The 14,252-nt window shown below is 37.4% G+C and carries 12 protein-coding genes; 4 read left to right on the top strand and 8 right to left on the bottom strand.

Translation table 11 applies throughout. The annotated features are described in order from the left end of the window. Nucleotides 1–125: 125 nt before the first annotated feature. Nucleotides 126–500, top strand: a complete 375-nt coding sequence (locus EJ994_RS13285; RefSeq protein ID WP_099573816.1) for a hypothetical protein — start codon at nt 126–128, stop codon at nt 498–500. A 66-nt stretch (nt 501–566) separates the two neighbouring features. Here EJ994_RS13285 and EJ994_RS13280 read toward each other — a convergent pair whose 3' ends face one another. Genes EJ994_RS13280 through EJ994_RS13270 form a run of 3 tightly spaced genes read right to left on the bottom strand, consistent with a single transcriptional unit; the run spans nt 567 to nt 2,413 of the window. Continuing rightward, a complete protein-coding gene (locus EJ994_RS13280; protein ID WP_126592931.1) occupies nt 567–1,010 on the bottom strand; it encodes a GNAT family N-acetyltransferase in 444 nt (147 codons plus the stop codon). Beyond that, nucleotides 1,010–1,936: a cation diffusion facilitator family transporter gene (locus EJ994_RS13275; protein ID WP_410504157.1), complete on the bottom strand. Its 927-nt coding sequence runs from the start codon at nt 1,934–1,936 to the stop codon at nt 1,010–1,012. The genes EJ994_RS13280 and EJ994_RS13275 overlap by 1 nt, the downstream gene beginning before the upstream one ends. 45 nt (nt 1,937–1,981) lie before the next feature. Further along, on the bottom strand, nt 1,982–2,413 hold the full coding sequence (locus EJ994_RS13270; protein WP_099573819.1) for an RpiB/LacA/LacB family sugar-phosphate isomerase: 432 nt from the start codon (nt 2,411–2,413) through the stop codon (nt 1,982–1,984). Nucleotides 2,414–3,046: 633 nt separating this feature from the next. Between EJ994_RS13270 and rnr the strand changes: the two genes are divergently transcribed. The 3 genes from rnr (at nt 3,047) to EJ994_RS13255 (ending at nt 6,678) form a co-directional block, all read left to right on the top strand. Further along, on the top strand, nt 3,047–5,236 hold the full coding sequence (gene rnr, locus EJ994_RS13265) for a ribonuclease R (protein ID WP_126592930.1): 2,190 nt from the start codon (nt 3,047–3,049) through the stop codon (nt 5,234–5,236). Nucleotides 5,237–5,310: 74 nt separating this feature from the next. Next, nucleotides 5,311–5,988 (top strand): head GIN domain-containing protein, encoded by a 678-nt coding sequence (locus EJ994_RS13260; RefSeq protein ID WP_126592929.1) that lies wholly within the window; start codon nt 5,311–5,313, stop codon nt 5,986–5,988. A 6-nt stretch (nt 5,989–5,994) separates the two neighbouring features. Then, on the top strand, nt 5,995–6,678 hold the full coding sequence (locus EJ994_RS13255; protein WP_126592928.1) for a LysE family translocator: 684 nt from the start codon (nt 5,995–5,997) through the stop codon (nt 6,676–6,678). Nucleotides 6,679–6,724: 46 nt separating this feature from the next. Here EJ994_RS13255 and EJ994_RS13250 read toward each other — a convergent pair whose 3' ends face one another. The 5 genes from EJ994_RS13250 to EJ994_RS13230 form a co-directional block, all read right to left on the bottom strand. Continuing rightward, nucleotides 6,725–7,234 (bottom strand): OmpH family outer membrane protein, encoded by a 510-nt coding sequence (locus EJ994_RS13250; protein WP_126592927.1) that lies wholly within the window; start codon nt 7,232–7,234, stop codon nt 6,725–6,727. Nucleotides 7,235–7,475: 241 nt separating this feature from the next. Then, nucleotides 7,476–8,300 carry a class I SAM-dependent methyltransferase gene (locus tag EJ994_RS13245; RefSeq protein ID WP_126592926.1) on the bottom strand — a complete coding sequence of 275 codons (825 nt, stop codon included), beginning with the start codon at nt 8,298–8,300 and terminating at the stop codon, nt 7,476–7,478. A gap of 108 nt (nt 8,301–8,408) precedes the next feature. Beyond that, a complete protein-coding gene (gene mnmG, locus EJ994_RS13240; protein ID WP_126592925.1) occupies nt 8,409–10,277 on the bottom strand; it encodes a tRNA uridine-5-carboxymethylaminomethyl(34) synthesis enzyme MnmG in 1,869 nt (622 codons plus the stop codon). 3 nt (nt 10,278–10,280) lie between these two features. After that, complete coding sequence (gene ybeY, locus EJ994_RS13235) at nt 10,281–10,703, bottom strand: rRNA maturation RNase YbeY (RefSeq protein WP_126592924.1); 423 nt, start codon at nt 10,701–10,703, stop codon at nt 10,281–10,283. After that, the gene (locus EJ994_RS13230) at nt 10,696–14,166 is read right to left on the bottom strand and encodes a hypothetical protein (RefSeq protein WP_126592923.1); all 3,471 of its coding nucleotides are present in this window, start codon (nt 14,164–14,166) and stop codon (nt 10,696–10,698) included. Before EJ994_RS13230 ends, ybeY begins: the two co-directional genes overlap by 8 nt. Between the last annotated feature and the right edge of the window lie 86 nt (nt 14,167–14,252).

Raw genomic sequence — 14,252 nt, 5'->3', positions numbered from 1 at the left:
TATGCTATTTTCTTGTCCAAAACCTTACGGCCTAGTCTTACGGTAATCTACATCTAAAAAGTTAAAGCATTGTTAATCAGCGCTTAAAATTTGTGATTGGATGAAATTCCATTATATTATAAGCTATGATAAAATTAGACAAGACAGCTAACGCAGATTTTTTAGAGAAATCCATCAACCATTTAGAAGCCACTGGTTTTGAAAATATCAAGGCAGATTTAGACGGCTATGAAACCCCAAAATCATACACCAGAAAAGGGGCGGACAATAAAATTACCCCAGATATCGTAGCCTTAAAGAATGGTAGAAAATACTTTTTTGATATTAGCCTTAAATCTCAAAAACCAAGATTGTTAAAAACGAAGTGGTTGTTTTTAGATACTTTAAGTAGAATGAAATCTAACAGGTTTAGAATAATTACCACTAGGGGGCACTATAAGTTTACCGATAACATGTTAGAGGATATTAACTTAAGTAATAAACAACTCATTAAGATATAAATCATAGCGCTTTAAAGCGCTATGATTTATAGACTTTATTATAAAATGGCGCTTTGAGCGCCATTTTTAGTTTCTAAGCATAACAATGTGTGGTATGCCATCTTCCAAATATCCCTCTCCATATGCTTTAAAGCCTAGCGAATTATAGAATTTCTTTAAATATGTCTGTGCGGATAGTTTAATGGTATTTTCCTTAAAGACCTCTTCCACGGCTTTAATGGACGCCTCCATGATTACTTTACCATAACCATGTGAACGTTCCTGGTCGCTTACCACTACCCTGCCTATACTTGCCTGTTCAAAGTAATCTCCTGCGGTAAACGCTCGCGTATACGCTACAATTCTGTTATCCTTTTTACCTATAATATGAATCGCCTTTTGGTCTTTACCGTCTAAATCTTGGTAAATACAAGCTTGCTCTACTACAAATACCCGACTTCTTAATTGAAGTAACTGATACAACTCGTCTGTATCTATTTCATTAAAACGCTTTACGGTAATATCTAACATTAGTCCTGTACTATTATTTGTTTACTGTCACATTTCCCAAACTCTGGTTGAATATTCACATGGTTGATTCCATACATATGAAACATTTGTTCCTCTATTAGCTCCAAAATTACATCAAACTCCGACAGTTTAATATCCGCTACAAAATCTATATGTGCTTCTAAATGCACCTCCTCCTCATTAAGTTGCCAAATATGAACATGATGAACATTTTTAACGGATTCTATTTCTTTAATGGTAGTAATGATTTCATCTACTTGTAAACTATTTGGGGTAAAAAGCATGAGAACCCTAGTAGACTGCTTTAATAAATCGTAGCCCATGTAAATTAAATAAAAGGCAATAACCAAAGTTAGTAGTGGGTCTACCCAATAGAACTGATAAAACTTCATTAACAAACCTCCTATGAGTACCGCAACGGAGGCCATCATGTCCGTGAGTAAATGTAGATAGGCAGATTTCATATTCATATTGGTATCCGCATCTCTCTTTAGCAATAAAACACTAATTCCGTTAGCGGCTATTCCCAGTATTGAAAGCCAAATGACCAAATCCGATGTTACTTCTTGCGGGGCAATAAAACGCTCCACCGCTTCTTTAATTAGCACAAGCGCCACTACGATCAGTGTAGCAGAGTTTACAAAAGCGGCTATTATTTCTGCCCTCTTATAACCAAAAGTCTTATTGGTAGAGGCCTTTCTTCTAGAAAGTACGGTAGCTATATAGCTTACGACCAAAGAAAGAACATCACTAAAATTATGCAAGGCATCGGAAAGCAAAGAAAGACTCCCGGAAATTAGGCCCCCTATAACCTGAGATACGGTAATTACCGTATTCAAAACTATGGAAATAATGAGGTTCTTAGCTTTTACCTTAGGATGGGAATGATTATGAGCATGTTTGTGCACCGGATTTAATTTTATCAAAAATAGGAGATTTCTCTGACCGGTCTACATACGTATTCTTTCAAATTAGACACAAGGTATTTTAAGTACCCTACGCTCATGCCTACCGCCCTCAAAATCAGTTTCTAAAAACGTTTTTACCATCTCCAAGGCCTGTGGTAACGAAATATACCTTGCTGGTAAGCTTAAGATATTTGCATCATTGTGTTCTCTCGCCAATTCCACTATTTCTTTTGTCCAACAAAGTGCGCACCTAACTTTTTGATGTTTGTTCGCGGTCATGGAAGCTCCGTTACCGCTACCACAAATAATAATTCCAAAATCCGATTTTTCCGATTCTATATCTTGGGCCACGGGATGAACAAAATCCGGATAATCAACACTATCCGTTCCATCAGTTCCATAATTAAACACTTCTATATTCTTTGATTTTAAGAGTCCAATAATTGCGAGCTTATACTCTGTGCCGGCATGATCGTTACCAATAGATATTTTCATAGTAGGCGAATTACTTGATTATAAAATTAGGTCGGGGAAACCGCTTTACGTATTACAAATGTACAACATACATGGAGTTCACCACAAAAAACATAGCTTACACAACATATTTTGGTTATTCATTTCTATTAGTTGTTCATTAGTGAGTTAAATAGTGGAACAACCGCTTTAAAAAATGTTTACAAAAAACAAGTAAAAAATTTGGTTGTGAAACTCCTTTTTCAATTAGTATCTATTTCATTAATAGCCTAAAAATGATGTTAGAAATAGTCATTAGGTTGTGAAGAAATTTAGACTCCTAGTTAACACTAATTTTTTATAAACTTATGAATAATTAGTTGTTCAAATTGGTTATCAACTTATAATGATAACTCATTCAAATTTCTGATAATCAATATACATTTGTGTTTTTAATATGTGAACAAGTTATGGTATCTCAAAAAGTCAAGAAATACCTGAATAAGTTATCACGTCTATTAACAAACCATTATAATCACCATTTATTTTTTAAAATTTATAAAAGAAATAGTTATTATATAATATATGTTGATAACCTTAGAAAATATGCAAGAGGTTTAAGAATAGAATAGGTAGTGGATTATAATTCGTAATTTTCAAAAAATTAAAATTTTAATGTCGAAGAGAAACAAGAAGGCGAGAAACCATAGAAGAAATGAAATCACAAAAGGCATTTTCACGGTACTGGAAAAAGAACCAAAGAAAAGCTTTAATTATAAGCAGATTGCTGCAAAGATAGGGGTTACAGAGGCCAACGATAGAAATAATCTTATTAAAAGATTAGTTCAGTTAAAGGAAAAGAAGCGCATCATAGAAGTAAGTAGAGGAAATTATCAGGTTCTTGAGGATACAAAAACCTATCACGAAGGAATAGTTGATATTACGGGAAAGGGGAATGCCTATATCGTAATCGAGGGTATGGAAGACGATGTCTTTGTGCCTCAGAATAAACTGAACAAGGCTTTTCATAAAGACCGCGTCGAGGTATATATTTATCCTAGAAGGGACAAGAAGAAATTAGAAGGGGACATTCACAAGGTATTAGAACGTAACAAAACTACATTTGTGGGGATTTTGGATATGCAGAAAACGTTTGCTTTTGTGCGTCCAACGGATTTTAGAATGTATACGGATATTTTTGTTTCCTTGGATAAGATAAAGGATGCTAACGATGGTGATAAAGTTGTGGTCGAAATTACCGACTGGCCGGAAGATGTAGATTCTCCTTATGGACAGGTTACCGAAGTTTTAGGAAAACCAGGAGAACATAATACGGAAATACATTCCATATTAGCGGAATATGGTTTGCCCTACGAATTTCCTACAGAGGTTCAACGTTTTGCGGATAGCTTGGATACGGCTATCAAACCATCGGAAATAAAGAAAAGAAGGGATATGCGAAATGCATTGACCTTTACTATTGATCCAAAGGATGCAAAGGATTTTGACGATGCGTTATCGTTTACTGTTTTGGAAAACGGTAATTATGAAATCGGTGTGCATATTGCAGACGTTTCCCATTATTTAAAGGAAGGCACCGTTTTGGATGATGAAGCCTATGAAAGGGCCACTTCGGTATATTTAGTAGATAGAGTGGTACCAATGTTACCGGAAGTATTATCCAATAATGCCTGTTCCTTAAGACCTAACGAAGAAAAATACACGTTCTCAGCAATTTTTGAATTGGATAAAAAGGCGAAGATTGTAGACCAGTGGTATGGTAGAACGGTAATTAATTCTAATGAGCGTTTCGCTTATGAAGAAGCACAGCATATCATAGAAACTGGTAATGGAAAGATTCCACAGGATATTTCTATACGCGATGGCGCTTATGAGGTAGACAAGGAAGTCGTAACGGCTACTTTAACAATGGATAGATTAGCCAAGATTATGCGTAGTAAACGTATGGATCAAGGAGCAATTTCCTTTGATAAGGTCGAAGTGCGTTTTAATCTGAATAAGGAAAACGAACCAGTGGGCGTATATTTTAAGGAATCTAAGGACGCTAATAAGCTTATAGAGGAGTTTATGTTGCTTGCCAATAGAAAAGTAGCGGAGTTCATTGGTAAACAGAAACCAAAAAAGACTTTTGTTTATCGTGTACATGACGATCCAAATGAAGATAAACTCATGGCTCTAAATGGTTTGATCAAGAGATTTGGTCATAAACTAGATTTTACGGATAAAAAATCCATAAGTTCTTCCTTAAATCAATTATTAGAGGATGTAAAAGGGCAAAAAGAACAGAATTTGGTAGATACTTTAGCCATACGTACCATGAGTAAGGCCATTTATACAGTAGATAATATTGGGCACTATGGTTTAGCCTTTGATTATTATTCGCATTTTACTTCGCCTATTAGAAGATACCCTGATGTTATGGTACATAGGCTGTTACAACATTATTTAGATAATGGAAAATCACCAAAGGCGGAAATTTACGAGCAAAAATGTCAGCATTCTTCCGACATGGAAGGATTGGCTGCCAGCGCAGAAAGAGACTCTATTAAGTACATGCAGATCAAGTTTATGCAAGACCATGATGACAAGGAGTTCGTTGGTGTTATTAGTGGGGTTACGGAATGGGGAATCTATGTTGAAATAATCGAGAATAAATGTGAGGGAATGGTTCGTATCAGGGACATAAAAGGAGATTATTATATCTTTGATGAAAAGGAGTATGCCGTTGTAGGAGAGCGAACTAAGAAGAGTTACCAGCTTGGTGATGAGGTTGTCGTAATGGTGAAGAATACCGATTTAGAAAAACGGCACTTGGATTTTTCGCTAATAGGTAAACATAATTAGGTTTCATAATGGTATGCTATTTGCTAATAGGGAGCTGTAAAATTATCCTTTTGTAGGATACAAATTAATTGATTATGAAGCATGTTGTTTTGTTATTGTGCTGCTTAAACTTACTTTTAGGAAACGGACAGGATAATAAGATTACCAAAAGCTTAAGTAAATTTTCGGAGGTTAAAGGTTTTGACGGATTGTCCATCAACCTTATACGGTCTTCTGAAAACAAGGCGATTATTACTGGTGAAAGTACAGATAAGGTAGCTATTGTAAATAATGATGGAGTACTTAAAATCCGAATGCAAATAGGTAAAATATTCAGTGGATATAAAACGTTTGTAGATTTATATTATACCGATGATATTATGGTCATAGATGTTAACGAAGACGCTAGGATTAATTCAGAGGGCACCATTAAACAAGATGTTATAGAATTGAAAGCCCAAGAAGGTGGTGAATTAACGGTATCAGCGGAGGTAGAACAGATGCTTATTAAGTCTGTTTCGGGTGGCGTTATTGAGACTAACGGATTTTCTGAGTTACAAGATGTTCAAATAAATACAGGTGGCGTATACGAAGGGAAGAATTTTAAAACGAAGTTTTCAACTGTAAATGTCAATGCCGGGTCTAAGGCGGAAATATATGCCAGTGAATATGTGAAGGCTGCCGTAAAGGCGGGTGGAGAGGTTTTGGTTCACGGTAATCCTCCTAAATTGGAAGAAAAAACGGTATTCGGAGGAGTGATAAAAAGAATGTAGTAAAGAATGTTAGAAGATATACAGGCTGCGATTCCTTTAGGCTTTTTATTAAGTTTCATGATCGGTCCTGTGTTTTTTATTCTTTTAGAAACTAGTGCAATCAAAGGTTTTAGAGCAGCATTGAGTTTCGATATTGGTGTTATTATAGCTGATATTATATTTATACTAGCGGCATACTTTAGTAGTTACCAACTGCTAGAAAATTTAAGTAATCAACCTGGTCTATACGTTTTTGGAGGCGTTATTCTTTTAGTATATGGTATCACTATCTTTTTTAAGCAAGGAACTAAGAGACCAATTGATAAACGGTTAAAGGTGAGGAGCAATGATTACTTCAGTTTGTTCTTCAAAGGTTTTTTCTTGAATTTTATTAATATAGGGGTACTTGTATTTTGGTTGGGTATTATCATTATTGTTGGACCAAGTTTAGATAATGAGCCGGTGCGCATACGAGTATTTTTCACCACAATGTTGCTTTCATATTTTATTACAGATATTTTTAAAATACTGTTAGCCAAGCAGTTAAAACGAAAACTTACGAATAATCGGATACATCTTATAAAGAAAGGAATAGGTTTAATTTTGGTAGTATGTGGTATGGTTTTAATAGTTAAAGGATTTCTTCCTAGGGATCGCTTCACAATAGAAAGTGGTCTAGAGAAAATAGAAGGTATCAGGAAGGATGATTAAAAAAGCCGGTCTCAGACCGGCTTGTAATTGATAAATGTAGTATAATCTACTTTTTGTATTTATCGTTGAGTGCTTTTACTATTTCTGAAGTAAGGTCATTGGCTTCGGTACCATAAAGGACACTACCACCATCACCACCGCCAAGTATATAGCTGTAACCATTGGATTTACCGTAGGCTTCGATTTCTCTTTTTACATTTTTTACAACGCTGTCCATTTCAACTTGACCTTCTGCTTGAAGTTGTTGATCTTCTTGCTGAAGTTGTTGACCCATGAATTGACCCTTTTGTTGAAAAACAGCATATTCTTCTTGCGCTTTTTGTTGAGACATGTTTTGTGCTTTAGCTTGAAAGGCTTGTGCTTCTATCTGAAAAGCTTGAGAAATACTATCCCTCTTTTTAGTAAGAGCGTCAGCTTTTACTTTAAATTTTGCTTCAACATCAATTTTCTCTTGGTAATCGTTCATCAACTTTACGTTGTCGACATATCCGATTTTTTCTTGTTTGCATGAGGCTAGAACGGCAAGGCAAGAAATTGTAAACATTAGTTTTTTCATCAGTGCTAAAATTTTAGTTGGGCAAAAATAGCAAAGCTTTTCTTATAGTGGGTATAACTTTGTCTTAAAGTAAGAGCAACAGAATAGTTGAAATAAGTATAATCTATGAAGTTAGAATATAGTATAAGTATTAATGATATTAAAGAACTTAAAAGAGGATAACAGAGAGCTTATCTGAACTTGTTGAAGTATTCTTATATAGGTATTTAATAAAGGGCCGTAGATGGGCTTAAAATAAGTTTTAGTCTTTTTTAAGGATATAAATGAGAGAAGAGTATTGGCCGTTGAATGTGGCTTTGATATTGGAATACAATCCTGTGAAAAAAGCATTCATATACTTCGCTTTACCATGTCTGTATTTTTCAGATAGTAAAGACACATAAAATGAATCGAAATACATGGGTAATGTGTTTTTCAAGGTATATCCTTTAGGTTCAAAAAGAAGAGAAATAGAGGTGCTAGAAAAATGCCAAAGATGTCTGGGAGTATCATATGCAGCCCAATGAGTCTTATATTTTTTTGCGTCATGCGATTTGTAATTGGGCACGGCGATGATGAGATATCCCCCACTCTCCAAGAGATTAGTAATATCAATAATTTGTTGTTCTAGTTTTGGTAGATGTTCTAGGACATGCCATAGCGTGATGACATGTTGCTTGTTTTGAATCTTGGTCAGGGAGGTTTCTAGAGGTATTTTTTTGGAATGTGCTTTGGTCCTTGCCTGTTCATTGGGTTCTACTCCATTCGTTAGCCAGTTTTGTTTGGACGCTTCTAGAAGAAAATCACCTGTGCCGGCACCAATATCTAAAATGGTTTTTTTAGGGACGTCTAGCGTATTTATTAATTGGATTTTTTTCCGAAGACTGTATTTTTTAATATAGTGGTATAGCTTATCGATTAACGTGTCGTTGTCGTCGGTATGAGATATGTAATTGGTGCTTTGGTAATATTTAGATAAATTATTGGGTTGTGGATGTGTAATGAGCATCTCAAATTCTGAATCGTATTTAAGTTCGAATTCTTCTTGAGTTAGAAAGTAATCTTTAGTCTTTAAGTAGGTATACATATTGTATGTCTAGAAGGACCGAAGATAGTAATATCGAAAGTTTTATAAACACAAAAAGCCGTCTTCCAAGAAGACGGCTTTTTAATGTTCCACGTGGAACGATCGTTATTATCTGCCTAGGAAAACGAGAAGCACACTAATATCGCTTGGTGTAACACCGCTAATTCTTGAAGCTTGTGATATGGTGACCGGCTGAATATGCGATAGTTTTTCTCTTGCCTCAAAGGATAAAGATTTTAGTTTGGAGTAATCGAAGTTGGTTGGAATTTTTACAGATTCCAAACGGTGAAGTTTGTCTGCATTTAGTTTCTCCTTAGCGATGTATCCTGCGTATTTGACTTGTACTTCCGTTTGCTCAAGGATTTCCCGGTCCAATTCATTCGTTTCAACAAAATTAGAGACGACATCAAGTTGCAGCATATGCTCCATAGTAACCTTAGGTCTTGAGAAGGCTTTGAACATTTTATCCGATTGTGTTACGGTGTTGGAGTCTACACTTTCTAGGATAGGATTTATATCCTTTGGTAGTACGCTGGTGTCTTTGAAGAATTTTACAAACTGGTTGGACTTATTCAATTTTTCTTCCATTCGAGTAAGACGTTCTTTGGATGCTAATCCTAAATCATACCCTTTGGGAGTAAGTCGTAAATCGGCATTGTCTTGTCGTAATAGGGTTCTGTATTCTGCCCTAGAGGTAAACATGCGGTAAGGTTCTTCTGTTCCTTTTGTGATAAGGTCGTCTATAAGTACACCGATATAAGCCTCGTCTCTTTGGAGAATAAAAGGTTCCTTTTTATTAATTTTTAGATGTGCATTGATACCTGCCATCAGTCCTTGAGATGCAGCCTCTTCATACCCGGTAGTTCCGTTTATCTGTCCGGCGAAGTATAAATTGTCAATCAACTTAGTTTCTAAGGTATGCTTTAATTGTGTTGGGGGAAAGTAGTCATATTCTATGGCGTAACCTGGTCTAAAGAATTTCACCTTTTCGAAACCTACCACGGAACGTAATGCTTTGAACTGAACATCCTCTGGCAGGGATGTTGAAAAACCATTTACGTAGACCTCTACTGTGTTCCATCCTTCTGGCTCAATAAACATTTGATGACTGTCCTTATCTGCAAACCTATTTATTTTGTCTTCAATAGAGGGGCAGTATCTGGGCCCAATACTTTGAATCCTACCATTGAACATAGGGGAACGGTCAAAGCCTTCGCGGAGAAGGTCATGAACCAGTTTGCTGGTATGGGTCATATGACAGTCCCGCTGAACTTTTAAAGTTTCAGTGGGTGTGTAGGAAAACTTTTCAGGAGTGGCATCACCTGGTTGTAGTATCATTTTAGAATAATCTAAGGAGCGTCCGTCTACACGTGGAGGAGTGCCGGTTTTCATACGTCCACTTTCAAAACCAAGGGAAGTGAGTTGTTCGGTAATGCCTGTCGCAGCTTTTTCTCCCGATCGTCCTCCGCCAAACTGTTTTTCGCCAATATGTATCAATCCGTTTAAGAAAGTGCCATTGGTAAGAACCACGGCTTTTCCTTTAATAGGAATTCCTAGAGACGTCTGTACCCCGACAATCTTACCTTTTTCAACTAAAAGACCAGAAACCATTTCCTGATAGAAATCTACGTTGGGGGTATTCTCAAGCGCTAGACGCCATTCCTCAGCGAAGCGCATGCGGTCGTTTTGTGCTCTAGGACTCCACATCGCGGGGCCTTTCGACTTGTTCAACATTTTAAATTGAATCGCGGATTTATCTGTAACAATACCACTGTACCCGCCAAGCGCATCTATCTCTCGTACTATTTGTCCTTTTGCGATGCCGCCCATGGCGGGATTGCAAGACATCTGACCAATAGTCTGTAGGTTCATCGTTACCAATAGGGTTTTTGAACCCATATTCGCAGCTGCGGCAGCTGCCTCTGCGCCAGCATGCCCACCTCCTACTACAATAACGTCGTAATTTTCTCCAAACATAATTTACCGCTGTTCCACGTGGAACAGATTTATTTTTTCTTCTTCCTTTTTTCGCATCATTGCGATATCACTCGCTCCTTTGTCCTTAAAACCCAAAAGATGTAGTATACCGTGTGCCATAACACGAAGCAACTCGTTTTCAAGTGAAACGGCATAGGTTAAACTATTCTCCGCAACACGTTCAATAGAAATGTAGATGTCCCCGGAAACAAATTCATTTTCTGTATAATCGAACGTGATGATGTCCGTATACGTATCATGCTTCAGATATTTCTGATTAATAGCTAGAAGGTAGTCGTCGTCACAAAAAATATAATTCAGTTCCTTTACTACAGTATCCTCAGAATCACAGATGCGATTTATCCAGGCAATATATTTATTTGGGTCTTTTAATGTGAAGTCTAGCTCGTAGTTAAAATTAATCATCGCCTTTAAAATACGCTTTTACCTTGTTCTGAAAATTTTGGCGCAAAGGTAAGGCTTGTCTATTTAAAATTTCTACTTCGTTACGATAATTATCTAATAATGAGGGCTTAGTAGTTATAGGGTTAGCGAAGTCTTTTAAATTAGTATTGCTCTCGCGTTGGGATTTTTGTCCTTGTTTTAGCGCAGCGTTCTCTAATTTCAATAATTCATACTGAATGGTATTTGCTTTGTTGATAGTGCGCTGGGTTATTCCGTTTTCAAGTAGATCATTCTCGAAATCTTCCATCTGACGCACTAACTTTTCGCCTAATTTGCGCTCTCCGGAATTGATCATGTTTTCCAATTGTTGTTCCAGTTCTTGGCGGATACGTTGCTGTTCTTGATAAATCTCATAGATTTCCTGCAACTCCCCTTCAGAAAGACCTTGGTTTCCAGAGCCAGTATTCCCTTGGCCGTTTCCTTGTTCGGGACTTCCCTCACCTTGTCCACCGGCACCTTCACCATCCTTGCCGTCTTGGCCTTTGCCTTGCTGACCGTCTTTACCTTGCTGTCCTTCACCTTTTTCCCCGTTAGCTCCCTCTTGCCCTTGCTCACCTTGTTGTCCTTCACCTTTTTGGCCGCTCTTGCCTTGTTCTCCTGATTTCCCCATTTTTTCTCCAAGCGACTCTTGCCCCTTGATGATATCGGGCAACTGGAAACCTCCCTGACTATCTCCCTGTCCTTTTCCCATTTGCATACTCTGATTCATGTTATCCATGACCTTCGCTAGGAAGTCAGCAAGGCTGTTGGAAGCTGTAAGTACGTATTTCTGGTAAGATACCCCTTGGTATATTTGGCCGTCCGCCATACTTTCCAACGACTTGTCAATGTTGTAGTAGACTTCCGTAATCTGCTCATTAACAAACTCTGACAGCTCTGCTTGACGAAGTGATAGTGCGAATAAACTGTCATCCACATGCTCGAATAACCCCCTCAGTTCGTTTTGATTACGTACGGTTTTAGCGTATTGAGACGCATCTTCTTCTTGCTGCTGACTCAATTGGTCAAATAGCGCTTCTTGCTTAAAGGAGAATATAATTAAGTTATCCAAAATTTGACGCAGCATTTCCGCATCCTCCGCAACGGAAGAACCCCCTCCTCCGCCACTTGAGGAAGAGTCGCTAAGCTCTTCGCTCATTTCTTTCATTTTATCTGACGCTGCCTTTTGGTTTTTTTTAGCCTCGGCCGCTGATTCCTTCTTTTCCTCTGTATTAGCTGAAGGATTTTCATCGTTTTTTTGAATTTCCTCTAAGGCTTTTTCTTGATTTTCCTGGACCCCCTGTTTTTTGTTTTGGTCTATCTGTAGATCAAGCGGTTTTTTTAGATTGGCGTTGTCTTTTTGTAATTCTTCGAGTTCCTGTGCGATTTTGTCAAATTCCTTGTTCAACTCCTCTTGTTCTCGTAGCGCAGTAGCTTCTGTGATGGCCTCTTCTGCTAATTCTTTTTGTTTTTCCGAAAGCTTTTGAAGATCCGTGGCCAATTGAGCGGCTTTTTCAGTTACATAATACCTTTTGGTCAGTTCTAGAAGTTGTTCTAGACTACGTTCGGAATTTTGTTGTTTTTTACCTAACTCTTCTAAACGTTTAACCAATTCTTCCTTGTTGATTTTTTCGGCGACTTTATTGAGTTCCTCAAGGAGCTTCTGATTCTTTTTAGCCTCTATTTCTTGGCGTTCTAGTCGCTCTTGGAGCAGTTGATTCAACTTGTCGTCCTTGTTTCCTTTATTCAAGTTTTCTTTTAATTCCTTGCTGAATTTCTGCATGAGCTCTTCTTGTCGCTCCTGCTTCTGCAAGAAATCCTTTACTTGATTTTGATCATTGAAGTTGAGACTGCTCTTCTCTTTTTGTTCTTTATTGAGTTCCTGAAGGGCATCCTTTTGTTCTTTAGCTTTTTCCAAAGACTTGTCTAAGTTGTTTATCAGTGCCTGTTGAGATTCTAAGTCTTTGTTTTTCAACTGGTTATCATCTAATAGCGTCTTACTAAAGACTTGGCTTTTGGTGGACTTACCGTTATGAATGGCATCATTATCCGTTGCTAAAAAGTAATAGTCGTAATTTTTGCCTGCCTCGATTTGCAATCCGGAAGGATAGGTATAGTAGAATTGGTCAAACCCATTGTTAGGTCTGGAAATGGTGATACTTTTTTGTTCTTTTTCCTTTCCGCGTTCGTAATAAACCAAGTCAACCCGCCTTAATCCGTAATCATCCGTGGCTTCGCCGGAATAATAGGCAATGTTCGGATTTAAGGAATCCAAAACCTGCGTCACTTTAATATTTGGATAGCCGTCCTTGATTATTTTAAAACTGTAATCCAATTTTTCATAATCTGTCCTATTCTCGTTCGATGTGGTTAGTTGATATGGAAAATCACCATATATTCTTTTAGAGAACGTAAAATCGTTGATTTCTCTGCTGAAAGACAAGACGGTGTCCGATGTTATTAAATCAATTTTTTTGGTATGCTGACCCACTATGTTCCAAGTAACCTTAGTGCCTTCTGGTAAAATGGCGTTCCCCGTGCTTTTTAAGGTCTCGCTGTTCTTCTTAAGATAGGAGGGGTAGTCTAGCACCAACTCAAAATCCATTATTGCTGGTGCTTTCAATGCTTCTATAAAATATTCCCTTGAATTCACTTCATTTCCTTTAAAATGGAACGAGCCGGATGCTATTGGGGGAGATAGGGTATATTGATGAATTCCTTTTTCTTCCTGCAGCAGTATTTCTTTTCCGTTGAGGACTAGATAAATGTTCTCCGGTTTAATGTCACCCCTGGTGGTTACCTGGAAAGTAAAGGGCTCATTTTCAATTACCCTTAAGTCGCTGGATAAGAGTTCAAAAGAAAAAGGAGCGGGTGGCTCGTATGCCAAGTCGTAATTAACTACACGTTCATAGGATCCAAAAAATGAGCTCCAATTCCCGGAAAAATAGACCAAACCTGCGATTAGTAAGGGAATTACCGCGTAATTTGCATACTTCAGGGCATCTTTATAGTGAATAGCGCTGGAAAAGGAAATGCTGCTCAATTGATGGGAACGTTGGTCTATACTGGCAAGCAACAACTCAGATTTTTCTTTATTCTCCGCTAAATCCAACAAATTATATAGCTTGTCCCCTACCGTAGTAAAATGTTTGCCAATCATTTCTGCAGCATCCTTTACGGAGATACCGCGTTTTATTTTGAACAGGTAAAAAAGAGGCTTAAGGATATAATTAAAAAGCAGAAAAGATTCTACGACCATAAAAATAAGCAGTAAAATAAAGCGCCCAGTGGAGCTAAGCCATAATAGGTATTCCACTCCCATTACGGCCATAAAGAATAGTAGTCCAAAAGCGCAGAAAAGCAGCACTCCTTTTATTAGTTTTTGGGTATAGTGCTTGCGAATAAATTCGTTCAGCTTAGTTAATATCTTGTTGTACGTCTGCAATTGTATGGATATTTAAAGCCAAGATAGGCGTAATCTAATTTTTTCAATTAGAAAAATTTGTTAAAAGCGATAAGATGAATGGTTTA

Source organism: Maribacter sp. MJ134 (genome assembly GCF_003970695.1).
In the GTDB taxonomy this organism is placed as follows: Bacteria; Bacteroidota; Bacteroidia; order Flavobacteriales; family Flavobacteriaceae; genus Maribacter.
This window is presented reverse-complemented; position numbering and strand designations above follow the sequence as displayed.